This is a genomic window from Streptomyces sp. WAC 06738 (assembly GCF_003945505.1).
Classification (GTDB): Bacteria; Actinomycetota; Actinomycetes; order Streptomycetales; family Streptomycetaceae; genus Streptomyces.
Map to the genome: position 1 here is coordinate 533,848 of NZ_CP029618.1, position 25,014 is coordinate 558,861.

Consider the following 25,014-nt stretch of genomic DNA (forward strand, 5'->3'; position numbering starts at 1 on the left):
GGGCCCGTGGAGCCAGTAGAGTGACCGGCCATGGCTGGACGTCCTCTCCCCGACATCGTCGAAGCCGGCTGGGCCAAGGCCCTGGAACCGGTCGCCCAACAGATCGCCGCCATGGGCGACTTCCTCCGCGCGGAGGTCGCGGCGGGGCGAACATATCTGCCCGCGGGACCGAACGTGCTACGGGCCTTCCAGCAGCCGTTCGACGACGTGCGGGTGCTCATCGTCGGCCAGGACCCGTACCCCACCCCGGGTCACGCCGTGGGCCTCAGCTTCTCCGTCGCCCCGGACGTGCGCCCGCTGCCCGGCAGCCTGGAGAACATCTTCCGCGAGCTGCACGACGACCTGGGCCACCCCCGCCCCGCCAACGGCGACCTCACGCCCTGGACCACGCAGGGCGTGCTGCTGCTCAACAGGGCGCTCACCACCGCGCCCAGGCGCCCCGCCGCGCACCGCGGCAAGGGCTGGGAGCAGGTCACCGAGCAGGCCATCCGGGCGCTCGCCGCCCGCGGCCGGCCGCTGGTGGCGATCCTGTGGGGCCGCGACGCGCGCAACCTGCGCCCCATGCTCAGCGACTACCCCGCCATCGAGTCCGCCCACCCCTCCCCCATGTCCGCCGACCGCGGCTTCTTCGGCTCCCGCCCCTTCAGCCGGGCCAACGAGCTGCTGCAGAAGCAGGGCGCGGAGCCGGTGGACTGGACGCTGCCGACGAACGGATAGCCGCCATGACCAGCGCTACGGCCCGATGGGTGCTCGGCATCGACTCCGGCGGCTCGGGGCTGCGCATCGCCGCGGCGGCCGTCCCCGCGGACGGCGGCGAACCGGCGGAGGGCGACGCGACCGTGGAGACCGCGGGGCCCGTCGCCACCGGGGACAACGGGATCGACGCCGACGACCTCCTCGGCAAGCTGCTGCCCGCCGCGCACCGGCTGCGGAGCGCCGCGGGGGCCGAGTCGTTCGAGGCCGTGTGCGTCGGCGCCGCCGGCATGGCCTCCCTCGGCGCCGACCTGCGCGCCCGGCTGCCGCACGCCCTGGCGGACGCCCTCGGCGTACGGCACCTGGCGCTCGCCGCCGACGGCGTCACCGCGTACGCGGGCGCCATCGGTCAGCACCCCGGCGCCGTCGTCGCCGCCGGCACCGGCATGATCGCGGTCGGCACCGGGCTCGACGCCGCGGGGTGGCGGCGGGCCGACGGCTGGGGGCACCTGCTCGGCGACTGCGGTGGCGGCGCGTGGATCGGGCGGGCGGGTCTGGAGGCGGCGATGCGGGCGTTCGACGGCCGCCGCGGGGGCTCCGCGGCGCTGCTGGCCCGGATGGAGACGGTGTTCGGCACCGGCACGCAGATGCCGGGCCTGCTCTACCCGCGGCCCGACCGCCCGGCGGTGCTGGCCTCGTTCGCGCCGGAGGTCGCGCGCTGCGCGCCGCACGACCCGGTCGCCGCCGGCATCCTCACCGAGGCGGGCGAGCACATCGCCGCCGCGGCCGTCGCGGTCTGCCCGGCGGACCCCGGCAGCGCGGTCGCGCTCACGGGCGGGCTCTTCGGCATCGGGGAGCCGCTGCTCGCGCCGCTGCGCGCGGAACTCGCGGTGCGGCTGCCGCGCGCCCGGGTGTCGACCGCGACGGCGACGCCGCTGGCGGGGTCGCTGCGGATCGCCGCCGCGCTGGCGGCCGGCGAGCTGCTGCTGCCGGTGGAGCGGGGCATGCTCGACGTCTGGTAGACCGCTTTTCCGGGCCGCGGGCGGCGCGGGCGCGGGGACCGCGCGTAACGGCGCGGGGACGGTCCGTACGAGCGCGGTCACCGCCTGTCCGCCGGTGTGCTCCCGCGGTCACGCACCCGGGCGAATGGCGACCCCGGGCATGTGGCGGACCGCGGTGAGGCGTTAGCATGCGGCGCCATGAGCTCTGCCGATGGACACGCAGCCGGTCTGCCCGTACGTATGCCCCGCCGTCAGCCGGGGCGGCACCGTAAGCCGGAGCGGCCGAGCGCGCCCGAGGGCGCGCCGGCGCTGGTCCTGGCCGTGCCCGGGGCGCCGTCCGCGGAGATTCGCGGCATGGCGGAGGAGGTGCTCAGCATCGCCCGCTCCGACCTTCCCGGGCTCGACGGCCGGGTGGCCTACGTCGAGGGCGAGAACGAGGAGTTCCCGCCGCTGACGGCGGTCCTCGCGCAGGCCGCGGCGCAGCGCGCCGCCCACGCCGAGGCCGGGACGCTGGAGGTGGCGGAGGACGTGCCTGTGGCCGTCGTGGTGCCGCTGCTCGCGGGCCCCGACCCGGTGCTGCTGGACCGGCTGCGCGACGCGGTCGCGACGAGCGGGACGGCGGTCGAGCTCACCGACGTCCTCGGGCCGCACCCGCTGCTCGCCGAGGCGCTGCACGTGCGTCTTTCCGAGGCGGGCCTCGCCCGCGCGGACCGCGCGCGGCTCTTCACGGTCGCGACCGCCGCGGACGGCATCATCCTCGGTGCCGTGGGCGGCGAGGAGGCCGTGCAGGCGGCGGGCGTGACGGGCATGCTGCTCTCGGCGCGGCTGGCGGTGCCGGTGATGGCGGCGGCGCTGGACCAGCCGGGCGCCGTGGCCAAGGTCGCGGAGTCGCTGCGGAGTTCGGGCTCCGCCCGGCTCGCGCTCGCGCCGTACGCGCTGGGCCCCGAGCTGCCCGCGGGGATGCTGGCCACCGCGGCCGAGGAGGCGGCGTGCGAGGCGGCGGAGCCGCTGGGCCCGTACCCGTCGGTGGGGCAACTGGCGCTGACGCAGTACACGACGACGCTGGGCATCGCGCCGCAGCCCGCCGGGTCGCCGCTGCGCTGACGTACCCGCAGGACATCGTCCGGAGCCGCCGGCGCACGCCGGCGGCTCCGCTGCTTCAGGACCGCGTCCGCGCGCCCGGGGTGGGGGACGGCCGCCGCGCCCGGGTCAGGCGAACACGACGCACGACGCCGCCGGCAGCGCGGCCGAGCCGGAGCGCCGCGGGGTGCCGCTCTCGCTGTCGATGTCGAACCACGTGACGTCCCCGGAGCGCTCGTTGGCCGCGTAGAGGTGCCGGCCGCCCGGGTCGATCGCGAGGTCCCGCGGCCAGGTGCCGCCGCAGGGGACGTTCGAGACGAGGCCGCGGACGCCGCCGTCGTCGCCGAGCGCGAGGGTGGCGACGACGTCGGGGCCGCGGACGGCGGTCCAGCAGAAGCGGCCGTCCGGGGAGACGGCGATGCCGGAGGCGTACGGGGTCTCGTCCGCCGCGGCCGACTCGTCCGTCAGCAGCGGGGCCTCGGCGAGCGGTTCGAGGGTGCCGGTGGCGGCGTCCCAGGAGCAGACGGTGACGACGGGCTCCAGCTCGCAGGCGACGTAGACGCGGTGTCCGTCCGGGTGGAAGGCCAGGTGGCGCGGGCCGGTGCCGGGGCGGAGCGGCACCTCGTGGTTGAGCCGCAGGGCGCCGCGGTCGGCGTCGAGGGCGCAGACGAGCACGGAATCGGTGCCGAGGTCGACGCCGAGGACCCAGCGGCCGGTCGGGTCGGGGACCACCTGGTGGGCGTGCGGGCCCTCCTGCCGCTCGGCGACCGGGCCGCTGCCCTCGTGCTGCAGCAGCGCGGCGGGCCCCGCGAGGGTGCCGTCGCGGTTGACGGTCACCGTGCTGAAGCTGCCGGAGGTGTAGTTGGCGGTCAGGACGTGGCCGCCGGCGAGCGCGAGGTGGGTGGGGTGGTCGCCGCTGACGGGCACCGGGTCGCCGGCGGGCTCGGGCTTGTCGTCGGCGAGCCGGAACGCGGCCACGGTGCCGCCCTCGGTCTCGCTCACGGCGTACAGCAGGCCGCCGTCGGCGACGGCGAGGAACGAGGGGTCGCGCAGCGCGTCGGTCGAGTGCCGCGGAATGAGGGCACCCGTGCCGGGGACGACGTCGGCGACGGTGATCCCGGCGCCGCCGCCACTGGAGAACGAGCCGACGCAAGCCCGCAGAACCGATTCACCCATGCGCTTTCCCCTTCCAGCAGGTCCGGAGCCGGTCCGGGCGACCCTACCCGACGATCTCCCGGCCGTCCGGCGGTCTCCCTCACCCCCGCGCTCCCCGCCGGGCCCGCCCCGCCGGGCCCGTACCGCATCGGGGGGATGTGCAGCACAATGTGGTCCGCGCAGGGGCCGCGCACCGTGAGTTCCCCCCACACGAGGAGACCGAGCATGCACGGAGCGCACCGCACCCGTATCGCGGCTGCCCTGGTGTCCGCCGCCGCCCTGCTGGGCGGCTTCCAGACGGCTGCCGCCGCCCGGCCCGCGGACGCCGCCGAGGTGGTCGACGTGTCCACGGCCGACGAGTTGGAGGCGGCCCTCGCCGCGGCGGGACCGGGCGACACCATCCGTATGGTGGACGGCACGTACCGCGGCAACTTCGACATCACCGCCTCCGGCAGCGGTGCCGCGCCCGCCACCCTCACCGGCTCCGCCGGCGCCGTGCTGGTCGCCGGCGGCGGCTACGGGCTGCACCTGGACGGTGCCTCGTACTGGAATCTGACCGGGTTCACGGTCACCGGCGGCCAGAAGGGCATCGTGATGGACGCCGCCGGCCACGTGGACATCGCCTCCGTCACCGTGCACGGCCTGGACATGGAGGCCGTGCACTTCCGCAACTCCAGCTCCGACGGCTCGATCACCGACTCCCGGATCCACGACACCGGCCGGAACGGCCGCGGCATGGGCGAGGGCGTCTACGTCGGCAGCGCGGGCGGCACCGGCGACCGCAGCGACCGCATCCTCATCGAGGGCAACACGATCGGCCCCGGCGTCGGCGGCGAGAACGTGGACATCAAGGAGGGCACCACCGGCGCCAGGATCATCGGCAACACCTTCGACGGCAGCGGCCTGACGGGCGCGAACTACGACGACTCGTGGGTCGACATCAAGGGCAACGACGTGCTGGTGGCGGAGAACACCGGCCGCGGCACCACCAACGACGGCTACCAGACCCACGAGGTGCAGGACGGCTGGGGCTGCAACGCCACGTTCCGCGGCAACAGGTCCGACCTCGGCGGCGCGACGGGCCCCGACCGGTACGCCATCGACGTCACCAACTACGACGCGCTGAACTGCCCCGTGACCGTCTCCGTCAGCAACACCGTCAGCGGCGGGCGCGGCCTGGTCAACCCCGGCGTCCCGGTCACCGGCTGAGAGCCGCCCCGGCCGACGGACCCGGGGCGTCCGCTTCATGCCGGGCTTGGCATGCTTGCCGTATGAGCGCCACCGGTACCACCGCCGTCGTCTTCGACCTCGACGGCACCCTCGTCGACAGCGAACCCAACTACTACGAGGCCGGGCGCCGTGTGCTCGAACAGCACGGCGTCACGGGCTTCACTTGGGAGGAGCACGCGGGTTTCCTGGGCGTCGGCACCCTGGAGACGATGCGCACGCTGCGGGAGCGGTACGCGCTGGCGGCGCCGGTGGCGGAGCTGATGGCGGAGAAGAACGCCGTGTATCTGCAACTGGCGCGGGCGTCGACCCACGCGTATCCGCAGATGCGGACGTTCGCCGAGATGCTGCGCGCGACCGGGAGCCCGATCGCCGTCGCGTCCGGCTCCTCGCGCGCCGCCATCGAGGCGGTGCTGCCCGCGGCGGGGCTCGACGGGCTCTTCCCCACGCTGGTCTCGGCGGAGGAGGTCGAGCGCGGCAAGCCGGAGCCCGACGTGTTCCTGGAGGCCGCCCGGCGGCTGGGCGCACGGCCGGAGGACTGCGCGGTGGTGGAGGACGCGCCGCCGGGGTGGGAGGCCGCGCGCCGGGCCGGGATGCGGTGCGTGGCGGTGCCGTATCTGCCGGAGCAGGCGGACGAGGCGGTCGGGTCGGGTGCGGGGCTGGTGTTCCGGGGCGGGCAGCGGGAGTTCTCGGCGGAGCGGGCGTTCGCGTGGGTGACGGGCGGAGCGTGACCCGCGGCCGCGCGCCGGGGCGTACGGGCCGGGCGTACCGCGCGGACGCGGGGCGCACGGCGGCCGGGCACGGGGCGGTGCCGTGGTTCCGCACCGCCCCGCGCTCCCCGCGTCCCGGTGGCCCGGGTCGGTCCTCCGCCGCCTCGCCCCTGACGTGCCGCTGCACGAACTCGTAGGCCGGATCCCCGAACCGCTCGCCGAACGGGATGGACCGCTCCGCCGTCTTCGAGAAGTGCACGCCGCCCCAGGAGTGACCCGGCGGCTGCCGCAGACGTGCCGGACCGCGCTGAACGGCGGGACGGCGCCGTACTTGGCCTTGCAGTGCCGATGCCGACGCCGGGGAACTTGTCAGTCGACCGGAGCCTTTCCCCGGGGCGTTCGGCGAGGGAAGAGGACGGAACCGGCGGAGGATTTCCCGAATTGCCCGCGCGTGTTCAGCCGCCGACTTGGCCGTCGCCCAGAACCTTCGCCGTGGTGCGCTCGGCGGTGGCGTCGTCCAGGCAGCCGCGCAGCCGCATGCGGTCGTGGTCGCCGAGCGCCGGGCGCACGCTGCCTACCCAGAGGTCGCCCTCCAGCCGGCTCAGCGGGGCATGGCGCGCCGGGACGCGGGTCGCGCGGCGGCAGCTCTCCCACAGGTCGCGCGCGGCCATCCGGCCCGCCGCCGCGTCGGCGGAGCCGCGCACCGCGACTTCGAAGACGACCGTCGTCGCCGCCGCGGTGAGCCGCTCCCGGGGCCGGGTCTGGGTGGCGTCCGCGAGCCGGTCGACGCCGAACACCAGGGCGGCCAGGGCCAGTACGGCGACGACGAACGTGCGGACCCGGGGTGGGCGCCGTACCGCGGGGCGGGACTCCAGCGGCTCCGCGCGGCCCACGCCGCCGGGCGGCGCCGCCAGTCCCGCGAGCCGGGCGGCCGTGCGGCGGTCCGCGGGGCGGCCGGTGGCGGAGGCGAGCTTCTGCACCGCCCAGGCGGCGGCCGACATCACCGCCCCCGCGGCCATCAGCACGGGCACGAAGACGTACGTGCGGTGCGTGCCGTCAGGGCGCCGGGCCTCCAGCCAGCGGAACCGCGGCGACGGCTCGGGCCTGGCGCGCTCCAGGCCGCGCAGGATCTCCTCGGTGCGGTCGCGTCCTTCGGCGACCTCGCGGCGGAGCCGGGAGACCCGGGCGTGCAGGACGATGCCGACGAGCAGCACCTCGACGGCCAGCAGCAGCACGCCGCTGATGAGCGCGCGCTGCCACTCCCAGCGGTAGAGGTAGAGCACGAAGTAGCCCCCGGCGGCGGTGCCGGAGAGCCCGCCGAAAACATAGCCCGCGTACTTCACGCCGCCTCCCCCGCCGTGGTGCGCGTACGGTCGGGCACGCGGCCGTCCCGGCAGCCGCGTCCGCCGGTCACGCCGCCGCCTCGCGGCTGTCCCCGTGGGCCGAGTCGCCGCCGGTACGTGCCTCGCCCCCGGCGGCCGTCACCGCACCCGTCGTGCCGTCCACCGCCAGCGCCGTACCCGGCGGGAAGCGCCCCACCGCCCCCGGTACGCCCACGGCCGTCGGCACCCCGAACTCACGGGCCAGCACCGCCAGGTGCGACAGCGCGCTGCCGGTCTCCGCGACCAGCCCGGCGAGCCCGGCGAGCTGCGGCGCGAGCCCCGGGTCGAGCACCGGCACCACCAGCACCGCCCGCTCCGGCCGCTCCCCCGCACCGTCCCAGGCCACCCCCGCGCCGCTGCCGCCGCCCGCGCCCTGCCCGCCGCCCGCCGCCGGCCCGGCGCCCGCCGGATCCTGCGGCTCCGCCACCGGCCGCCCGCCGGCCAGCCGGAACGCCGCGGGCAGCCCCAGCCGCTCCGGCCGCGGCAGCCGCTCCGCGAAGTCCCGCGGCAGTCCCCTGCCGTCCGCGAGCGCGACCAGCTCGGGCCAGCGCAGCAGCGCCACCCGCGCCGCGTCGTCCAGCGCACCCGCCGCCGCCAGCCGCTCCGCCAGCTCCGCGACGACCCGGCTCTGCATCTCCTGCACCCACCGGATCCGCAGCCGCAGCCCCTCCCGCACCGGTAACGCGCCCACCCCGCGCGGCACCCCGCTCCACCGGGTGCGTACGGGCAGCGCGGGCGCCGCGCCGAGCGCCGGCGGCAGCAGCGCCAGCAGCACCGGGTGCCGGGCGATCAGCTCGGCGTCGTCGTGGCCCGCCTCCTGCCGCGGCACCTCCGCCAGCACGGCCAGCGCCTCCCCCGCCGCGGTGGCCCCGGTGCCCGCGCCGGGCAGCGCGCCGGCCAGCGACTCCTGGGCGTGCAGCGCGGAGAGGACGGTACGGCCCCAGCCCGCGGCGTCGAGCAGCCGGCCACCGGCCATCGCGGCCGGCTCGGGCAGCCCGGCGAGCTGCTCGTCGACCTCGGCCATGAGGTCGCGCGCGAGCACGGGCAGCGCGGTGCGCAGCCGCCCCGTGCGCCAGGCCGCGCCGAGGAGCCGGGCGCCGCGCAGCGGGTTCATGAAGTCCCGTACCGGATGGGGGGACTTGACCGCGCCGAGCAGCCGCAGGTCGGCGGCGGCCCGGCCGTCGACGGTGGTGACAGCGGGCAGCGCGCGCAGGTGCCGCCGGGGCGCGGTGCCGGCGATGTCGAGGGCGACGGTGAGGCCGTGCGACATGGGCGCGACCCACAGGTCCTCCTCCAGCGGCTGGAGCACCGCGGGGAAGGTCTCGGCGACAGGACCCGGGCCCAGCAGCCGGGCGGTACGCGGCGGGCGCGGCGGCATCGCCGTGATCGGCCGGGACTGGAAGAGCCACAGCCGCCCGTCGGCGTCGAAGCCGAACTCGACGTCCTGCGGCCCGCCGAAGACCCGCTCCGCGCGCCGGGCCAGCGACGCCAGCCGGGCAAGACGGCCGCGGCCGAGGAGGCGCGCGCCCGGCGGCTCCGCGGGGTCGGCGGCGACCCGCCGGCCGCGCCGGGTGAGCTGGTAGCGCACGCCCTGCGCGGTGCCGTCGACGAGGGCGCCGGGGACGCCGTCGACGGCGCTGACCAGCAGCCGGTCGTGGCGTCCCGCGACGGGGTCGGCGCCGAACATCACGCCGCCGGCCGCGGCCCGCAGCATCGGCTGCACCAGGACCGCCATACGCCCGGGCGTCCCGGCGCGCAGCGGCGCCTCGCGGGGCGCGGCGGCGGGGCCGACGAGCCCGCGGGCGGCGGAGTCGAGCACCCGGCGGACGGCGGCGGCGAAGTCGTCCCAGCCGCGGACGTCCGGCACGGTCTCGTACCAGCCGGCCATCGAGGAGTCCGCGGCGTCCTCGTACGCGGAGGAGGACCGTACGATCAGCGGCCGCCGCCCGCCCTCGCTCAGGTCCCGCCAGGCGGCGCGCAGCGCGCCGGGTCCCGCGGGGGCGCCGGGGGCGAGGGCGGGGTCGGTGAGCACGAAGCCCGGGAGGACGGGCAGCCCCGCGGCGGCGGCGCGGGCCAGGTTGGCGGCCTTGGCCCCGGCGCTGCCGGGGTCCCGGGCGGGTTCTGCGTGCAGCGGAAGCACCGCCGGCCACGCCCCGCCCGCGGCCCGTTCCGTACGCGCGGCGCGCGCCGCGCGATCCGCATCCGCCGCGCGTGCCGCCCGTGCCGCGGGCTGCGCGTCCGCCGCGCCCGCCGTCCGCTCCGCTTCGGTCGCCATCAGCGGCTCCACCTCCGCCCCTCGTGCGCGCGCCCCTTGCGGGGGCCGCACGCCCGACTCGGTCCCGGGTAGCGGAGGGAGCCGGCCGGGCCGTCGCGGGGCAGTCAACGGGGAACCGCCGCGGCGACCCGGCGGGTTCGACCGGGTTGCTTACGAATCAGTATGCCGCGAGCGGCCGGAGGTATTCCTCAGGGAAGTCCCCGAGTGGACCCGGCCGCGCGGGCTACCGCTGTTCGTCGTCGCCGTCGTCGTGCCTGACGGTGGCGGAGCCGACGAGCGCGTAATGGTCCGAGATCTCGCTGTCGCGCGGCAGCGCGTCGCCCCTGACGTTCCCGAAGTGGTCCCGGTCCACGAAGATGTAGTCGAGCTTCGCCTCCTTGACCTCCGCCGACTGGCGGAGGTGCGTGGGTTCTCCCGAGCGGCAGGCGCGGGGCCGCGGCGTGGCGGCCTTGCAGGTGGCGTCGAAGCGGGCCGCGTCGGTCTCGTCGACCTCGATGAGCCGGCCGCTGCCGCCCAGCTCGGGCCGGTAGAAGGGGTCGAGGTCGGTGGAGCGCGGGCTGGTGGTGCGGTCGGGGATCGTGCCGGTGCGGTGCAGCGGGTTGAAGTCGCCGCCCAGCACCACCGGAGTGCCGGCGTCGAGCCACGGGTGGGCGGCCAGGTTGGCGGCCTGCCTGGCGTTGATGTCCGGCGGCTTGCCGTCGTACTGCGGGTAGAGGTGGACCGAGCAGCCGCGGGTCTTCCGGCCCCGGATCTCCGCCTCGACGCACGCCGCGTGCCATGCCTCCGGGCCGGAGTGCTGCCGGGTGTAGTCGTCGTCGGGGTCGATCGTGACGGCCTCGCCGGGGGTGATCGGCCCCTTGGCGTAGACGGCGATGCCGTATACGCCCTTGGTGACCGTGCCGTCCGGTTCCTTCACGTCGCACACGCCGGGCCGCCGGAAGGTCTCGGCGAAGTGCCCGTCGTAGCCGTCGCCCTTCAGGGCCCGGCCTATCGTCGCGAACTGCTGCGAGCAGACCTCCTGGAGGAAGACGAAGTCGCTCTTCTCCGCGCGGGCGTGCGCGACGACCGCGTCGCGTCTCTTCTCCACCTCGCGGGTCGCGGAGCAGTCCGCGGTGTTCGGGCTGTTGCCGCAGATGTTGTACGTGAGGAATCCGACCGGTGCGCCGGAAGCGGGCCTGGACGGAGCCGCCGCCGGTGCGGGACCGGCGGCGGCCGGCGCCGCGGCGGCCACGGTGAGCAGCAGTGCCGGCAAGACGGCGTGTGCCCTGCGTCGCAGCATGGGAGCGTCCTTCCTTCTCGGCCGCGAACAGCCTTGCGGCGCACGGCGGATGGGAGAGATGGAGCGCAGGTGATCGCTGGGAATGGTGTCATCGGAAGTGGATCGGCACCAGACGACCTCCTTTGCGCTACGCCCCGTCAGGCGGCCCGCGCTCAGCCGAGGAAGGACAGCCGCACGCTGCGCTGCGGGTTGTCGCGGTTGGTGTCGACCAGCACCACCGACTGCCAGGTGCCCAGCTCCAGCCGGCCGCCGATCACCGGCAGCGTGGCGTGCGGCGGCACCAGCGCGGGCAGCACGTGGTCGCGGCCGTGTCCCGGGCTGCCGTGCCGGTGGTTCCAGCGGTCGTCGGCGGGCAGCAGGTCGTGCAGCGCGGCGAGGAGGTCGTCGTCGCTGCCCGCGCCCGTCTCGATGAGCGCGATGCCCGCGGTGGCGTGCGGGACGAAGACGTTGAGCAGCCCGTCGCGGCCGTCGGCCGCCTCACGCAGGAAGGCGTCGCACTCCGCGGTGAGGTCGTGCACGGTCTCGCCGGACCCCGTGGTGATCCGCAGCGCGTGGGTGGTGAAGACGTCGGTCATGGGGCCAGCATCGCGCATGGGGAAGATCCGTGCCGCCACGGGCGTTGGCGCACACATGAGCGGCATCGTACGGACGCAGGTGGTGGTGATCGGCTCGGGGCAGGCCGGGCTGTCGGCGGCGTACTTCCTGCGCCGCGCGGGCCTGGACTTCGTCGTCCTGGACCACTCCCCCGGGCCCGGCGGCGCGTGGCAGTTCCGGTGGCCGACGCTCACGTACGGCAAGGCGCACCGCGTGCACGACCTGCCCGGTATGGCGCTGGCCGCCGCCGAGGCGGACGGGACCCGGCCGGCCGCGGAGGTCGTCGCCGAGTACTTCGGCGCGTACGAACGCGCCTTCGAGCTGCCCGTGCGCCGGCCGGTGAACGTCGCCGAGGTGCGCGAGGGCGCCGGTCCGGAGACCGGGCGGCTACAGGTGGTGACGGACGCGGGCACGTGGTCGGCGCAGGCGCTGGTCAACGCCACGGGCACCTGGGACCGGCCGTTCTGGCCGCGCTACCCGGGCCAGGAGACGTTCCGCGGCCGGCAGCTCCACACGGCGCAGTACCGCGGCCCGCAGGACTTCGCCGGGCAGCGCGTGGTGGTCGTCGGCGGCGGCGCCTCCGGCACGCAGCACCTGCTGGAGCTGGCGGGGACCGCGGCGGAGACCGCCTGGGTGACACGCCGGCCGCCGGTGTGGCGGCAGGGACCGTTCACCGAGGACTGGGGCCGCGCGGTGGTCGCCAGGGTCGACGAGCGGGTACGGGCCGGGCTGCCGCCGAAGAGCGTGGTCGGCGAGACCGGTCTGGCGCTGACGGACGAGGTACGCGCCGCGCGGGCGGCCGGCGTGCTGGTGCGGCGGCCGATGTTCGAGCGGATCACGCCGGACGGCGTGGCCTGGGCGGACGGGACGGTCTTCCGCGCGGACGCGATCCTGTGGGCCACGGGCTTCCGCGCCGCCGTCGACCACCTGGCCCCGCTGCGGCTCCGCGAGCCGGGCGGCGGCATCCGCATGGACGGCACCCGCGCGGCCCGCGACCCGCGGATCCACCTCGTGGGCTACGGCCCGTCGGCGAGCACCATCGGCGCCAACCGCGCCGGCCGCGCGGCGGTCCGCGAGCTGACCCGGCTCCTGGCCGGCACGCCCGGCCGTGGCCCCGGGCCCGTACCCGCGGAGCCAGGCGCCGTCAGCGCTGCTGTCTGAGGCTGGAGCTGCGGACCACCAGCTCGGGCTGGAGCACGATCCGCTGGTGGTCGTGGTCCTCCACGCCCCGTTCCGTCTCCTCGATGAGCAGCTCCGCGGCCTCCCGGCCCATCCGGTGCGCCGGCTGGCGCACCGAGGTGAGGGGCACCGCCGCCGCGGCGGCGAACTCGATGTCGTCGTAGCCGACGAGCGCGATGTCGCCGGGCACCGAGACGCCCGCCGCGAAGAGGGTCTGGAGCACGCCGAGCGCGAGGAGGTCGTTGGCGCAGAAGACCGCCGACGGGCGCGGCGACATGCCCAGCAGCCTGGCCCCGGCGTCCCGGCCCGCGGCGACGTCCATCTGCTCGGTCTCGACGTGGATGAGCGCCTCAGGACCGAGCCCCTCCTCGGCGAGGGCGGCCAGAGCCCCGGTGTGGCGGTCCTGGCACTGCGGGAGCTGCATGGGGCCGCTGACGTAGACCAGGGAGCCGTGGCCTGCGCCGATCAGGTGACGGGCGGCGAGCACGCCGCCCTGGACGTCGTCCAGCGAGACCGAGCAGGCGTCGGCGCTGGCGACGGTGCGGTCCACGAAGACGTACGGGATGCCGTGCCGGCCGAAGGACTCCAGCGTGCGCCCGCTGGTGTCGGCCGGGGTGACCAGCACGCCGCGCACCCGCTGCTCGGCGAAGAGGCCCAGGTACTCGGCCTCCTCGGCGGGGCTCTGCGCGCTGTTGCACAGCATCACGCCGAGTCCCGCCTCGCGCGCGGCGCGCTCCGCGCCGGTGGCGACGTCGACGAAGAACGGGTTGGTCATGTCGAGGACGAGCAGCGCGATGATGCGGCTGCGCCCGGCGCGCAGTTGCCGCGCCGACTCGCTGCGTACGTAGCCGAGCCGGTCGATCGCCGCCTGCACCCGCTCGCGGGTGGCGGCGGCCACGCTGTCCGGCCGGTTGATGACGTTCGACACGGTGCCGACGGAGACGCCCGCGTGCCGCGCGACGTCCTTGATGCCCACCATGCGCCCCACGCGCGTTCCCCTTCAGCCGTCCAGCCGGTCGTACGCGGCGCGCCCCGGCCGCGGCCCGTCGCTCATGCTACGCATCACCCTCGCCACTCCCCGCAACCTCCACCAGGTCCAGCCCGGCGAGGTCCGCGAGCGCCCGCAGCTCCGGCAGCAGGTGGCCGGTGGCCAGCGCCCAGTGGTGGCCGACTCCGCTCGCGCTCCACTCGTCGCACCACTCGCCCGGATCCCGGCCGAAGTCGACGCGGGAGGTGGTGTTGCCGATGGCCAGCAGCGGTCCCGGCGTGACGGTGCCGGTGGAGGCGATGAGCCGGTAGCGCCCGTCGCGGGTCTGGCCGAGGCCGACGGCGGTGACCGGCCCGTGCCGTACGTCGAACTCCACGGACACGCCCCAGCCGCGCTTGCCGTGGTAGACGCCGAGGCCGCGCAGGAGCGGCCGGCCCTCGCTGATCGCCAGGTGCCCGGGCCCGTCGTGGCCCATCTCCACGACGCCGTCGCGGAAGTTGAGCGCCTGCATCTCGGTGAAGGAGCCGCCGGCGCCGAACCGGTCGGCGACGAGCATGGCGAGCGAGGTCCGCAGCTCGTACTCGCCCGCGGCGGGGATGCCGCGGGCGGTGAGCAGGGAGGCGCCGAGGATCATGCCGGCGCCCAGCCGCTCGTGCGTCTCGCCGTCGAGGCCGCGGTGGTAGTACGCGAGGGAGTCGAGGTCGAAGTCGGCGGCGAGCCGGTCGAGGCCCACCGACACCCGCGCCGCCCAGGCCAGGTCGTCGGGGTCGACGGTCGCGTCGAGGTCGAAGACCTCGCGGGTCTCGGCGAGCTTCTCCGCCACCTCGGCGTCGCCGGCCTTCTCGGCCCGTACCCGCAGGTCGTCGAATTCCAGCACCTCGACGTGGCCGCCGAGGTTCGCGGTGACCATGGTGAGGTCGGTGGAGACGTCGTACATGCCCGGATAGAGGTGGCCCATCAGCCCGTGCCGGCCGCCGCGCAGCACGGCCCGCACCCCCGCCGCCCGGATCCAGCGGCCGATCCTGGCCCACGCCCGCTCGTCCTGAAGATGGCCGGAGACCGAGCGGAAGGGGACGCCGCAGCGCTCGAAGGCGTTGGCCATCTCGGGCAGCGGGCAGGCACCGCAGTAGGCGAGCCACTGGCCGGTGTCGAAGCTCGCGTGGTCCATCGCCTCGGTGGGCTGCAGGTTGATCAGCAGCACGGGCGCGCCGCTGCGCTGGGCGACGGGGACGAGCATCGTCGCGGTCATGTACGTGGTGAGGAAGCCGACGATCAGGTCGCAGTCCGCGGCGCGCAGCTTCTCCGCCGCGGCGGCGCCCTCGGGGGCGTCGGAGATGAAGCCGGCGTCGACGACCTCGGCGTCGAACCCCGCCATCCGCTCGGCCACCCGGGCGGCGGAGCGCTTGAGCTGCGGCAGCAGGTCGGGGAACTGCGGCCAGTACGCGCCGAGTCCGCCGGCGACCAGGCCGACGCGGGGACGGCGGGCGGTGGCGGGGATGCGTGCGGTCGTCATGGTGGCTCCTTGCGGTCGCGCCTAGCGGGGCAGGGCGAAGTCCACGGTGCGCAGCGGTGAGGGCGTGGTGCCGGTGGACTTCTGCTGGTACATGAAGGACAGGACGCCGTCCTGGGCGAGCCGGGTCTCGTCGAGGTTCACCTCACCGAAGGCGTCGAGGTCCGCGCCGTCGAAAAGGAGCTTCCAGTCGGTCCACCCGGAGGCGGCGGAGGCGGCGGCGATCCGGCCGTAGGGCAGCACGGCGTAGGCGTTGTCGTAGCGGTCGAAGGCGAGCTTGGAGCGCTGGCTGGACGCCAGGGGCACCGGGAGTTCGGTCTTGTGCCAGCGGCCGGCGTCGTCGCGGTGGAGGTGGAAGGTGCGGGCGTTCGCCTTGCGGTCGGCGACGTAGTCCGTGGAGCACTGGCCGAAGCGGCCGGGGACGTAGCTGATGAGGGCGTGCGGGCGGCCGGCGGAGTCGGTGGCCTGGTGCTCCTGGTTCATCAGCGCGTGGTCGGCGCTCAGCGGGTCGGCGACGGTGCCGGGGTCGTCGGAGGCGACGAGGTCGGGGCCGCCGGTGGTGCCGACGGCCTCGCCCGCGGCGTTGGTCCAGGTGCGGCCGTCGTCGGTGGAGCGGACGTAGCCGGTGTCGTGGTTGCTGAGGCCGCCGGGGGCGCACATGACGGCGGTGTTCTGCTCGCGCCAGGTGTAGAAGGCGTGCAGGGTGCCGTCCGGGCCGTAGTCGATGCCGTGCAGGTACATGTTGCGGGCGGAGCTGCTGCCGTGTTCCGTCGTGTACGTGCCGGTGGAGCCCGACCACTGGCCGAGCGCCCGCCATCGCTGCCCGTCGTACGCGGCCAGCGCGTTGCGGCCGTTGCCGGAGACGCCGTCGCGGTAGCTGAGCAGCAGCCCGCCGGCGGGGGTGGCGACGAACTGGGGGTAGGTGAAGCGGTCGGTGAGCGGGAGCCCGTCCAGCGAGGTCTGCACGGGCCCGAAGGCGTCCGCCGTCCAGTCGTGCGCCTCCGGCCGGTTCATCAGCCCGGGCGCGGACTTGAGGTAGAAGAACCCGTCGGCGTGCGAGTCCATGTTGACGTGGAGCCGGCCGTCGGCGGCGGAGACGCCGAGGGAGATGACGTTGTGGGAGTCGTCGTACTTCAGCCGGTGGTCCAGGGTGACGGTCTCCCACTCCCGGTCGCCGAGCGCCCGGCGGGCGACGACGGCGCTGCGGTCGGCGGTGTACCAGGCCGCGTACTGGTGCCGCTTGTGGGTGAGGATGCCGTTCTTCGTGAACGAGCTGTTGTTGACCAGGCCGTCGAACGAGACGAAGTAGACGGCCTCCGGGTCGAGTTCGGTGTCGGCGATCCGGGTCAGCGACGGGCCGGGCGCCGGGGGCGGCCCCGGCGCCGCGGCGGGCCGCGCGTCCGCCGCGGCGGCCGGGAGGGCGGTCGCCGTGAGCAGCAGCGCGGCGGCGAGGAGCGCGGGCTTCACGAACGTGCGGGAGAGCAGTCTCATGGGGGGTCCTCAGTCGAGGTGGAAGACCTCTGTCAGGGGGCGTACGGCCGTGTCCGGCGCGGCGCCGTCGAGCGCCTCGAAGAACGGGGCCATCTCGGCCTGCCAGCGCGCGTTGACCTCGCTCGCGGCCATCGCGGCCTGGGCGGCGGCGAAGTCCGGGGTCTCCAGATAGCCGACGAGGAGGCCGTCGTCGCGCAGGAAGAGCGAGTAGTTGCGCCAGCCGGCGGCGGAGAGCGCGGCGAGCATGTCCGGCCAGACGGCCGCGTGCCGCTCGCGGTACTCCGCCAGCCGGTCGGCGCGCACCTTCAGCAGGAAGCAGACGCGGCGCTGTTCCGCGCCGGCCATCAGAAGTCGTACTCGTCGATGTTCTTCTCGTCGAACACGGTCGGCGGGCCGAGGATGATCTCGCCATCCTTGCCGACGGTGTACTCGCCGAGCCGGCCGGCCTCGAACGTCTCGCCCTCCTTGCCGGTGATCTGGCCCGAGGCCAGCGCGGCGGCGGCGTAGGCGCCGAGGTAGCCGAGGTCCTTGGGGTCCCAGAGGGAGAACTCCTCGACGGTGCCGTCCTTGATGAACTTGCGCATCTGGTTCGGCGTGCCGAGGCCGTTGAGCACGACGTCGCCCTTGTAGTCGGAGGTGCTGATGTAGCGGGCGGCGGCGGCGATGCCGACCGTGGTGGGCGAGATGATGCCCTTCAGGTCGGGGTACGCCTTGAGCAGGCCCTGGGTCTCCTGGAAGGACTTCTGGTCGTCGTCGTCGCCGTAGGCGACCTTGACCAGTTTCATGTCCTTGTACTCGGGCTTCTTCAGCTCGTCCTTCATGAAGTCGATCCAGGTGTTCTGGTTCGTCGCGTTCTGCGTCGCCGAGAGGATGGCGATCTCGCCCTTGTAGTCGAGCTGTTCCGCGATGCGCTGCACCTGGCTGCGGCCGATCTCCTCGGAGCTGGCCTGGTTGATGAAGAGCTGGCGGCAGTCCTTCGCGGTGTCGGAGTCGTAGGCGACGACCTTGATGTCCTGCTGCATGGCCGTCTTCAGCGGGCCGCAGACCGCGTTGGGGTCGTTGGCGGCGATGAGGATGGCGTCCTGGCGCTGCTGGACGAGGGTGTTGATGTACGAGACCTGCGAGGACGCCTTGGCGTCCGAGGGCCCGACCTCCTTGGCCTCGGCGTCGAACTCGGCGCTCGCCTCGATGCCCGCCTCGTCGACGATCTGCTCGTACGGGTTGTTGATCTGCTTGGGCAGGAACGCGATCTTCAGCCCCTTCTTCAGGGGCGCGTCCGGGTTCGCGGTGGCGTCGGACGCCTGCTCCTTGGCGTCGTTCTCCGCGTCGTCCTTCGTGGTGCCCGAGCAGGCGCCGACCGCCAGGGTGAGGGCGCACAGCGCGGCTGTCGCGGCGAGGGTGCGGCTCTTGTTACGCATGCGGGTGAACCTTTCGCGTTCGGTTCCGCGGGTCCGCGGAGCTGAGGCAGATCGGGGGGACGGGGGGGCTGGGGGGATCGAGGGTCGGAGTACGAGGTCAGGGGGTTGCGGCGAGGCGGCGGTTGCGGCGCTCCGCGAGCGTGGAGATCGCGCGCGGGGCGAGTACGGAGGCGATGAGCAGCAGCCCGGTGACGATCACGCGGATCTCGTTGGCCACGTCGTTGAGGGTGAGGAGGTTGTTGAGCAGGCCGATGAGGAGCACCCCGGCCACGGCGCCGCCGAGGGTGCCCTTGCCGCCGTTGAAGTCGACGCCGCCGAGGAGCACGGAGGCGATGACGACGAGTTCGAGGCCGAGGCCGTTGTCGGCGCGGGCGCTGCCGTAGCGGAGGGTGTAGACGATGCCGGCGAAGGACGCCATCAGGCCGGAGACGACGAAGAGCGCGAGTTTGATGCGCTTGACGCGGATGCCGGCGAACCAGGCGGCGTCCTCCTGGGCGCCGATGGCGTACAGCGACCGGCCGAAGCCGGTCATGTGCAGCAGCACGGCGGCGAGCACGGCGAGCACCGCGAAGAGCGCGATGGGGTACGGCACGAAGGTGCCCGGCACGGTCTCGGTGGAGGAGGCCCACTGGGAGTAGGTGTCGGGGAAGCCCGCGACGGCCTTGTCGCCGAGGACCACCGAGGCCAGGCCCCGGTAGAGCGTGAGCGTGCCGATGGTGACGGCCAGCGGCGGCAGCCCGACGCGGGTGACGAGCCACCCGTTGAGCAGCCCGCCCGCCGCGCCGGCGAGCAGGCAGACGGGCACGATGAGCTCGAAGGCGTACCCCGCGTCCCAGAGGGAGCCCGCGAGCGCGCTGGAGAGGCCGAGCATGGAGGCGACCGACAGGTCGACCTGGCCCGCGACGACGAGCAGCGTCATCGGCAGCGCGATGAGGGCGATCTCGGCGGTGTCGTTCAGCGCGGCGGACATGTTGCCCGTGGAGGCGAAGCCGTCGGTGGACGAGGTGCCGGCCAGGAACACCGCGATCAGCAGGATGCCGACGGCGGTGTCCCACCGCAGGTAGGTGCCGAGCGACTTCACTGCCGCCTCCTCTTCCGCAGCGCGCTGGTGGTGCGCCGCTGCACGATGCGGTCGGTGGTGATGGCGGCGAGCAGCAGCACGCCGGTGATGGCCTGCTGCCAGAAGGAGCTGACCTTGAGCACGACCAGCGCGCTGCCGATGGTGGTGAGCAGCGCGGCGCCGAGCGCGGCGCCCCACACGGAGCCGACGCCGCCGGTGATGGCGACACCGCCGACGACGACGGCGCTGACGACGGTCAGCTCCCAGCCGTTGGCGGCGTCGGCGACGACGGTGCCGAAGCGGGCGAGCCAGAGCGCGCCGGCGAAGCCGGCGATGGCGCCGGAGAAGGCGTACGCGCCGAGCACGCGGCGGCGGATGGGGATGCCGGCGAGGCGGGCGGCCTCGGGGTTGGAGCCGATGGCGTACAGCTCCCGGCCGCCGGTGTAGGCGCGCAGGTAGTACGCCGTGGCGGCGAGGACGGCGGCGGTGATCAGCGGCAGGTACGGGATGCCGAGGACGCTGCCGGTGCCGAGGGAGAGGACGTCGTCGGGGAGGTTGGCGGCGTTGATCTGCTCGCCGCCCGCCCACCAGTAGTCCAGGCCCTGGATGACGTAGAGCATGCCGAGGGTCACGACCAGCGCGGGCACCTTGCCGAAGCTCACCAGCAGCCCGCTGACCAGTCCGCACACGGTGCCCAGCGCGATGCCGAGGAGGACGACGGTGAACGCGCTGTGGTCGGTGCCGGAGACGAAGTCGCCGCAGGCGAAGGCGGTGAGGCCGACGACGGAGCCGACCGAGAGGTCGATGTTGCGGGTGATGACGACGACGGACTGGCCGACGGCGAGCAGCACCAGGATGGACGAGTTGAGCAGCAGGTCCTTGACGCCCTGGTCGTCCAGGAAGCTGGGGTTGGCGATCCAGGTGCAGAGGATCAGCAGGACGAGGGCGCCGCCGATGGAGAGTTCGCGGGCGCGGAAGATCATGTCGGTCAGCGAGCGCGCGGAGCGCACGTCGCCGCCCGCGGGGGCGGGTTCCGTCTTCTGTACGGTCGCGCTCATGCCGCCGCCTCCCTGGCGCCGCGGCCGGTCGCGGCGGTCATGACCGACTCCTCCGTCGCCTCGGCCCGCGGGATCTCGGCGACGAGGCGGCCCTCGTGCATGACGAGCACGCGGTCGGCCATGCCGAGGACTTCCGGCAGGTCGGAGGAGACCATGAGGACGGCCAGGCCGCCGGCGGCCAGTTCGGAGAGCAGCCGGTGCACCTCGGCCTTGGTGCCGACGTCGATGCCGCGGGTCGGCTCGTCCACGATGAGCACCGAGGGCTCGGTGGCGAGCCACTTGGCGAGGACGACCTTCTGCTGGTTGCCGCCGGAGAGCACGCCGACGTCGTCGGAGAGCCGGCCGTACTTCAGCCGCAGCTTCGCCGCCCAGTCGGCGGCCCGGCCGCGCTCCAGCGTCCGCTTGACGAGCCCGGCGGAGCCGAGGCGGCCGAGTCCGGTGAGGCCGATGTTGCGCTCGATGGACATCTCCATGACCAGGCCGCGCTGCCGCCGGTCCTCGGGGACGAGGGCGACGCCCGCGTCCATGGCGGCCGTGGGCGAGCCCCGGCGCAGCGGGCGGCCGGCCACGTGCACCTCGCCGGCGTCGGGGGTGTCGACGCCGAACGCGGCCTGGACGACCTCGCTGCGGCCGGCGCCGACGAGTCCGGCGAGCGCGACGATCTCACCGCGGCGGACGTCGAAGGAGACGTCGTGGAAGACGCCTTCGCGGGTGAGGCGCCGTACGGACAGCGCGGTCTCGCCCAGTTCCGCGTCCTGCTTGGGGTACAGCTCGTCCAGGTCGCGGCCGACCATGCGGCGTACCAGGTCGTCCTCGGTGAGCGCGGCGACCTCGTCGGTAGCGATCCAGCGGCCGTCGCGCAGCGTGGTGACGCGGCGGCAGAGCCGGAAGATCTCGTCCAGCCGGTGGGAGATGAACAGCACCGCGGCGCCCTCGGCGCGCAGCGCCTCGACGACGGCGAAGAGGCGGGCGGTCTCGCTGCCGGTGAGGGCGGCCGTGGGCTCGTCCATGATCAGGACGCGGGCGTCGAACGACAGCGCCTTGGCGATCTCCACGATCTGCTGGTCGGCGATGGACAGGCCGCGCGCCGGGCGGTCGGGGTCGAGGTCGACGCCGAGGCGGCGCATGAGCGCGGCGGTGGCGTCGTGGACCGCGGCGCGGTCGATGCGGCGCAGGGTGCGGCGGGGCTGGCGGCCCATGAAGATGTTCTCGGCGATGGACAGGTCGGGGAAGAGCGTGGGTTCCTGGTAGATCACGGCGATGCCCGCGTCGCGGGCGTCGGCAGGTCCGTGGAAGGCCACCGGGGCGTCGTCGAGCAGCAGTCGGCCGGCGTCGGGGCGGTGCACGCCGGCGAGGGTCTTGATGAGGGTGGACTTCCCCGCGCCGTTCTCGCCGGCGAGGGCGTGCGCCTCGCCGGCGTGCAGCGTGAGGGAGACGTCCTGCAGGGCGCGTACGGCCCCGAAGGACTTGCTCAGGCCGCGCGCGGCCAGGACGGGCACTTCTGTCATGGTCAGCACCGTTGCGGTCGGCATCATGAAAGGTTTCAATGAGTTTTCACGGAAGCTAGACCTCCCCCAACAGGCACGTCAATGGGTCAGACATGGAAACTTTCCGGGCAATGTCAAGTTCCCCGCGGCCCCTTGACACCCTCTCGGCGCCTCCCTAACTTCGTGATCTGAAACGATTCATGCTCGCGCCGTCCCCCGGAGGACCCCGTGATCAGCAGACGTCGACTCCTCGGCACCGCCACCGCCCTGGGCACCGCCGCCGCCACCGGCGCCGCACCCGCCGCCCGCGCTGCCACGGTCGCCGGGAGTGATGCGGTCCGGGAGGCGGAGGTGACCCGGCCGACCGTCGAGTACGCCGGCCGGCCCCTCGGTCTCGACGTCGACCGGCCGCGGCTGAGCTGGCCCGTGGAGTCCGGCGCGCCGGGCGGGACGCAGAGCGCGTACCACATCAAGGTGGCCACCACGCAGCAGAAGCTGAGCGACCCCGACGTGTGGGACAGCGGCAAGGTCGAATCCGGCGACTCCGTCCTCGTGCCGTACGGGGGTCCGGAGTTGCGGCCCCGTACCCGCTACCACTGGACGGTCCGCGTCTGGGACCAGGACGGCACCGCCTCCGACTGGAGCGAGCCCACCTGGTGGGAGACCGGGCTGCGCGGCGAGGAGTGGGACGCGAGCTGGATCGCCGCGCCCGACCTCCCGGCCGACGCGCCCGACATCACCGGCTCCTCGTGGATCTGGTTCCCCGAGGGCGACCCGGCGAGCAGCGCCCCCGCCGAGACCCGCTGGTTCCGCGCCCGGCTCGCCGTCCCCGAGGGCGTCACCCGGGCCCGGCTCGCCGTGGCCGCGGACGACCGCCACACCACGTACGTCGACGGCACCGAGGTCTCCTCCGGCACCGCCTGGAACCGCCCCGACGTCGTGGACGTGACGGGGCTGCTCACCGCGGGCACCGCCGTGATCGCGGTCTCCGCCACCAACGGCGCCGTCGGCCCCGCCGGGCTGCTCGGCGCGCTCGAACTGACCACCGCCGACGGCGTGACCACCCTGGTCACCGACGGCGACTGGAAGTCCGCCGACGCCGAGCCGGCCGCCGGCTGGACCGCGCCGGACTTCGACGACTCCGGCTGGGAGGCCGCCAAGGTCCTCGCCCCCTGGGGCGCGGGCCCGTGGGGCGAGGTCGCCGTGCCCGTCTCGCTGCCCGCGGCCCGGCTGCGGCACGAGTTCCGGCTGCCCACGCGGCGCATCGTCCGCGCGCGGCTGTACGCCACGGCCCTCGGGCTGTACGAGGCGCACCTCAACGGCCGCCGGGTCGGCGAGGACGTGCTCGCACCCGGCTGGACCGACTACCACAAGCGGGTGCAGTACCAGACGTACGACGTCACGAGCCTGCTGCGGCCCGGCGCCAACGCCATCGGCGTCGACCTGGCCGCCGGCTGGTACGCGGGCAACCTCGGCTGGTTCGGCCCGCACCACTACGGCGAACGCCCGGCGCTGCTCGCGCAGTTGGAGGTCACGTACGCCGACGGCGGCGTCGAGCGGATCCTGTCGGACACCGGCTGGCGCGGCGCCGGCGGCCCCGTCACCGCCGCGGACCTGATGGCCGGCGAGGACCACGACGCCCGGCTGGAGACCCCCGGCTGGACCTCGCCCGGCTTCGACGACTCCGGCTGGCGGCCCGCCGAGGCCGCCGACGGAGGCGGCACGGCGATCGTCGCGCAGGTCGACGCGCCGACCCGGGTGGAGAGCGAGCTGCCCGCGCGGACGGTCACCGAGCCCGCGCCCGGGGTGTTCGTCTTCGACCTCGGCCAGAACATGGTCGGCGCCGTGCGGCTGCGGGTGACGGGCAAGGCCGGCACGGTCGTCACGCTGCGCCACGCCGAAGTCCTCAACCCCGACGGCACCCTGTACACCGCCAACCTGCGCACCGCCCGCGCCACCGACACGTACACCCTGAGCGGCGCGGACGGCGGCGAGGTCTACGAGCCGAAGTTCACCTTCCACGGCTTCCGCTACGTCGAGGTCACCGGCTACCCGGGACGGCCGCAGAAGACCGCGGTCACCGGCCGGGTCATGCACACCGCCGCGCCGTTCACGATGGAGTTCGAGACCAACGTGCCGACGCTCAACCGGCTGCACTCCAACATCACCTGGGGCCAGCGCGGCAACTTCCTCTCCGTGCCCACCGACACCCCCGCCCGCGACGAACGCCTCGGCTGGACCGGCGACATCAACGTCTTCGCGCCCACCGCGGCGTACACGATGGAGTCCGCCCGCTTCCTCACCAAGTGGCTCTACGACCTCCGCGACGACCAGGACGACGACGGCGCGTACCCCGACGTCGCCCCGTGGATCGGGCCCGTCGGCAAGGGCGTCGCCGGCTGGGGCGACGCCGGCACGACGGTCCCGTGGGCGCTGTATCAGGCGTACGGCGACACCCGGGTGCTGGAGCAGTCGTGGTCCTCGATGCTGGAGTGGCTGGAGTACCTGAAGCGCAACAGCAACGGCCACCTCCGCCCCGCCGCGGGCTACGGCGACTGGCTCAACACGCAGGACGAGACCCCCAAGGACGTCATCGGCACCGCGTACTTCGCGCACAGCGCCGACCTCGTCGCCCGGATCGCCCGCGTCCTCGGCCGCGACCCGGCCCCGTACGACACGCTCTTCCGCGCCGTGCGCGAGGCGTTCACGGCCGCGTACGTCTCCGAAGGCGGCGCCCGGATCAAGGGCGACACGCAGACCGCGTACGTGCTGGCGCTCTCCATGGACCTGCTCCCCGAGGACGCCCGCAAGCCCGCCGCCGACCGGCTCGTCGCGCTCGTCGAGGCCCGCGACTGGCACCTGTCCACCGGCTTCCTCGGCACCCCCCGGCTGCTGCCGGTGCTGACGGCCACGGGGCACACCGACGTCGCGTACCGGCTGCTGCACCAGGACACCTTCCCCGGCTGGGGCTACCAGATCGCCAACGGCGCCACCACCATGTGGGAGCGCTGGGACTCCATCAAGCCCGACGGCTCGTTCCAGGACGCGGGCATGAACTCCTTCAACCACTACGCCTACGGCTGCGTCGGCGAGTGGATGTACCGCCACATCACCGGGATCGCCCCCGCGGAACCGGGCTTCCGCAAGCTGCTGATCCGGCCCCGCCCCGGCGGCCAGGTCGACCGGGCGCGCGGCCGGCTCAGCACGCTCTACGGCCCCGTCACCACCGACTGGCAGGTGCGCGACGGCCGGCTGCGGCTGGACGTGACGCTCCCCTTCAACACCACCGCCGAGGTCTGGGTCCCGGCCCGGGCCGCGGCGGACGTTACCCACGGCCGCGCCCGCTTCCTGCGGACGGAGGACGGCTGCGCCGTCTTCGCCGCGGACGCGGGCACGCACCGCTTCGCCAACTGACCACACCCCACAC

General features: G+C 74.8%; 20 protein-coding genes. 7 read left to right on the forward strand and 13 right to left on the reverse strand.

Annotated elements, in window-relative coordinates:
* Positions 1 to 30: 30 nt before the first annotated feature.
* From DMB38_RS02090 to DMB38_RS02100, 3 genes are all read left to right on the forward strand, one after another.
* Entirely contained in the window at positions 31 to 717 is a 687-nt protein-coding gene (locus DMB38_RS02090; RefSeq protein ID WP_125933694.1) for a uracil-DNA glycosylase, read from the forward strand.
* A 5-nt stretch (positions 718 to 722) separates the two neighbouring features.
* On the forward strand, positions 723 to 1,715 hold the full coding sequence (locus DMB38_RS02095; protein ID WP_206337619.1) for a BadF/BadG/BcrA/BcrD ATPase family protein: 993 nt from the start codon (positions 723 to 725) through the stop codon (positions 1,713 to 1,715).
* Between the two features lie 177 nt (positions 1,716 to 1,892).
* Positions 1,893 to 2,798, forward strand: a complete 906-nt coding sequence (locus DMB38_RS02100; RefSeq protein ID WP_206337620.1) for a hypothetical protein — start codon at positions 1,893 to 1,895, stop codon at positions 2,796 to 2,798.
* A gap of 105 nt (positions 2,799 to 2,903) precedes the next feature.
* Here DMB38_RS02100 and DMB38_RS02105 read toward each other — a convergent pair whose 3' ends face one another.
* Entirely contained in the window at positions 2,904 to 3,950 is a 1,047-nt protein-coding gene (locus DMB38_RS02105; protein ID WP_125933695.1) for a lactonase family protein, read from the reverse strand.
* A gap of 204 nt (positions 3,951 to 4,154) precedes the next feature.
* On the opposite strand from DMB38_RS02105, the gene DMB38_RS02110 reads away from it, so the two are divergent.
* Positions 4,155 to 5,138 carry a right-handed parallel beta-helix repeat-containing protein gene (locus DMB38_RS02110; RefSeq protein ID WP_125933696.1) on the forward strand — a complete coding sequence of 328 codons (984 nt, stop codon included), beginning with the start codon at positions 4,155 to 4,157 and terminating at the stop codon, positions 5,136 to 5,138.
* 62 nt (positions 5,139 to 5,200) lie between these two features.
* Positions 5,201 to 5,887 (forward strand): HAD family phosphatase, encoded by a 687-nt coding sequence (locus DMB38_RS02115; protein WP_125933697.1) that lies wholly within the window; start codon positions 5,201 to 5,203, stop codon positions 5,885 to 5,887.
* Between the two features lie 434 nt (positions 5,888 to 6,321).
* On the opposite strand, the gene DMB38_RS02120 is transcribed toward DMB38_RS02115, so the two are convergent.
* The 4 genes from DMB38_RS02120 to DMB38_RS02135 form a co-directional block, all read right to left on the reverse strand.
* Positions 6,322 to 7,209: a hypothetical protein gene (locus DMB38_RS02120; protein ID WP_125933698.1), complete on the reverse strand. Its 888-nt coding sequence runs from the start codon at positions 7,207 to 7,209 to the stop codon at positions 6,322 to 6,324.
* Between the two features lie 67 nt (positions 7,210 to 7,276).
* On the reverse strand, positions 7,277 to 9,523 hold the full coding sequence (locus tag DMB38_RS02125) for a PEP/pyruvate-binding domain-containing protein (protein ID WP_240661919.1): 2,247 nt from the start codon (positions 9,521 to 9,523) through the stop codon (positions 7,277 to 7,279).
* Positions 9,524 to 9,746: 223 nt separating this feature from the next.
* On the reverse strand, positions 9,747 to 10,802 hold the full coding sequence (locus DMB38_RS02130; protein WP_240661920.1) for an endonuclease/exonuclease/phosphatase family protein: 1,056 nt from the start codon (positions 10,800 to 10,802) through the stop codon (positions 9,747 to 9,749).
* Positions 10,803 to 10,954: 152 nt separating this feature from the next.
* On the reverse strand, positions 10,955 to 11,377 hold the full coding sequence (locus DMB38_RS02135; protein ID WP_047014534.1) for a secondary thiamine-phosphate synthase enzyme YjbQ: 423 nt from the start codon (positions 11,375 to 11,377) through the stop codon (positions 10,955 to 10,957).
* A 55-nt stretch (positions 11,378 to 11,432) separates the two neighbouring features.
* Here DMB38_RS02135 and DMB38_RS02140 point away from each other — a divergent pair, with 55 nt between their 5' ends.
* Positions 11,433 to 12,557, forward strand: a complete 1,125-nt coding sequence (locus DMB38_RS02140) for an NAD(P)-binding domain-containing protein (RefSeq protein ID WP_125933700.1) — start codon at positions 11,433 to 11,435, stop codon at positions 12,555 to 12,557.
* On the opposite strand, the gene DMB38_RS02145 is transcribed toward DMB38_RS02140, so the two are convergent.
* The 8 genes from DMB38_RS02145 to DMB38_RS02180 all read right to left on the reverse strand — a co-directional run bounded on the left by DMB38_RS02145 (position 12,541) and on the right by DMB38_RS02180 (position 21,608).
* A complete protein-coding gene (locus DMB38_RS02145; protein WP_047014536.1) occupies positions 12,541 to 13,554 on the reverse strand; it encodes a LacI family DNA-binding transcriptional regulator in 1,014 nt (337 codons plus the stop codon). The genes DMB38_RS02140 and DMB38_RS02145 overlap by 17 nt on opposite strands.
* A gap of 76 nt (positions 13,555 to 13,630) precedes the next feature.
* Entirely contained in the window at positions 13,631 to 15,076 is a 1,446-nt protein-coding gene (locus tag DMB38_RS02150) for an L-fucose/L-arabinose isomerase family protein (protein WP_125933701.1), read from the reverse strand.
* Between the two features lie 21 nt (positions 15,077 to 15,097).
* Positions 15,098 to 16,564, reverse strand: coding sequence for a BNR repeat-containing protein (locus DMB38_RS02155; protein WP_125933702.1), 1,467 nt, complete (start codon positions 16,562 to 16,564; stop codon positions 15,098 to 15,100).
* A gap of 9 nt (positions 16,565 to 16,573) precedes the next feature.
* Positions 16,574 to 16,909 (reverse strand): L-rhamnose mutarotase, encoded by a 336-nt coding sequence (locus tag DMB38_RS02160; protein ID WP_125933703.1) that lies wholly within the window; start codon positions 16,907 to 16,909, stop codon positions 16,574 to 16,576.
* Positions 16,909 to 17,982, reverse strand: coding sequence for a rhamnose ABC transporter substrate-binding protein (rhaS, locus tag DMB38_RS02165; RefSeq protein WP_125933704.1), 1,074 nt, complete (start codon positions 17,980 to 17,982; stop codon positions 16,909 to 16,911). The genes DMB38_RS02160 and rhaS overlap by 1 nt, the downstream gene beginning before the upstream one ends.
* Before the next feature lie 97 nt (positions 17,983 to 18,079).
* Positions 18,080 to 19,063 (reverse strand): ABC transporter permease, encoded by a 984-nt coding sequence (locus DMB38_RS02170; RefSeq protein WP_125933705.1) that lies wholly within the window; start codon positions 19,061 to 19,063, stop codon positions 18,080 to 18,082.
* The gene (locus DMB38_RS02175) at positions 19,060 to 20,100 is read right to left on the reverse strand and encodes an ABC transporter permease (RefSeq protein ID WP_125933706.1); all 1,041 of its coding nucleotides are present in this window, start codon (positions 20,098 to 20,100) and stop codon (positions 19,060 to 19,062) included. The genes DMB38_RS02170 and DMB38_RS02175 overlap by 4 nt, the downstream gene beginning before the upstream one ends.
* Positions 20,097 to 21,608: a sugar ABC transporter ATP-binding protein gene (locus DMB38_RS02180; protein WP_125933707.1), complete on the reverse strand. Its 1,512-nt coding sequence runs from the start codon at positions 21,606 to 21,608 to the stop codon at positions 20,097 to 20,099. The genes DMB38_RS02175 and DMB38_RS02180 overlap by 4 nt, the downstream gene beginning before the upstream one ends.
* A gap of 207 nt (positions 21,609 to 21,815) precedes the next feature.
* On the opposite strand from DMB38_RS02180, the gene DMB38_RS02185 reads away from it, so the two are divergent.
* Complete coding sequence (locus tag DMB38_RS02185; RefSeq protein ID WP_125933708.1) at positions 21,816 to 25,001, forward strand: alpha-L-rhamnosidase; 3,186 nt, start codon at positions 21,816 to 21,818, stop codon at positions 24,999 to 25,001.
* Positions 25,002 to 25,014 lie beyond the last annotated feature (13 nt).

Excerpts from the sequence above, each read along its gene's own strand:
- DMB38_RS02095 (WP_206337619.1), top strand. The coding sequence starts at position 723 with ATGACCAGCGCTACGGCCCGATGGGTGCTCGGCATCGACTCCGGCGGC.
- DMB38_RS02145 (WP_047014536.1), bottom strand. The coding sequence starts at position 13,554 with ATGGTGGGCATCAAGGACGTCGCGCGGCACGCGGGCGTCTCCGTCGGC.
- DMB38_RS02130 (WP_240661920.1), bottom strand. The coding sequence starts at position 10,802 with ATGCTGCGACGCAGGGCACACGCCGTCTTGCCGGCACTGCTGCTCACC.
- rhaS (WP_125933704.1), bottom strand. The coding sequence starts at position 17,982 with ATGCGTAACAAGAGCCGCACCCTCGCCGCGACAGCCGCGCTGTGCGCC.
- DMB38_RS02140 (WP_125933700.1), top strand. The coding sequence starts at position 11,433 with ATGAGCGGCATCGTACGGACGCAGGTGGTGGTGATCGGCTCGGGGCAG.
- DMB38_RS02090 (WP_125933694.1), top strand. The coding sequence starts at position 31 with ATGGCTGGACGTCCTCTCCCCGACATCGTCGAAGCCGGCTGGGCCAAG.
- DMB38_RS02160 (WP_125933703.1), bottom strand. The coding sequence starts at position 16,909 with ATGGCCGGCGCGGAACAGCGCCGCGTCTGCTTCCTGCTGAAGGTGCGC.
- DMB38_RS02110 (WP_125933696.1), top strand. The coding sequence starts at position 4,155 with ATGCACGGAGCGCACCGCACCCGTATCGCGGCTGCCCTGGTGTCCGCC.
- DMB38_RS02105 (WP_125933695.1), bottom strand. The coding sequence starts at position 3,950 with ATGGGTGAATCGGTTCTGCGGGCTTGCGTCGGCTCGTTCTCCAGTGGC.
- DMB38_RS02155 (WP_125933702.1), bottom strand. The coding sequence starts at position 16,564 with ATGAGACTGCTCTCCCGCACGTTCGTGAAGCCCGCGCTCCTCGCCGCC.
- DMB38_RS02100 (WP_206337620.1), top strand. The coding sequence starts at position 1,893 with ATGAGCTCTGCCGATGGACACGCAGCCGGTCTGCCCGTACGTATGCCC.
- DMB38_RS02175 (WP_125933706.1), bottom strand. The coding sequence starts at position 20,100 with ATGAGCGCGACCGTACAGAAGACGGAACCCGCCCCCGCGGGCGGCGAC.
- DMB38_RS02150 (WP_125933701.1), bottom strand. The coding sequence starts at position 15,076 with ATGACGACCGCACGCATCCCCGCCACCGCCCGCCGTCCCCGCGTCGGC.
- DMB38_RS02125 (WP_240661919.1), bottom strand. The coding sequence starts at position 9,523 with ATGGCGACCGAAGCGGAGCGGACGGCGGGCGCGGCGGACGCGCAGCCC.
- DMB38_RS02115 (WP_125933697.1), top strand. The coding sequence starts at position 5,201 with ATGAGCGCCACCGGTACCACCGCCGTCGTCTTCGACCTCGACGGCACC.
- DMB38_RS02135 (WP_047014534.1), bottom strand. The coding sequence starts at position 11,377 with ATGACCGACGTCTTCACCACCCACGCGCTGCGGATCACCACGGGGTCC.
- DMB38_RS02180 (WP_125933707.1), bottom strand. The coding sequence starts at position 21,608 with ATGACAGAAGTGCCCGTCCTGGCCGCGCGCGGCCTGAGCAAGTCCTTC.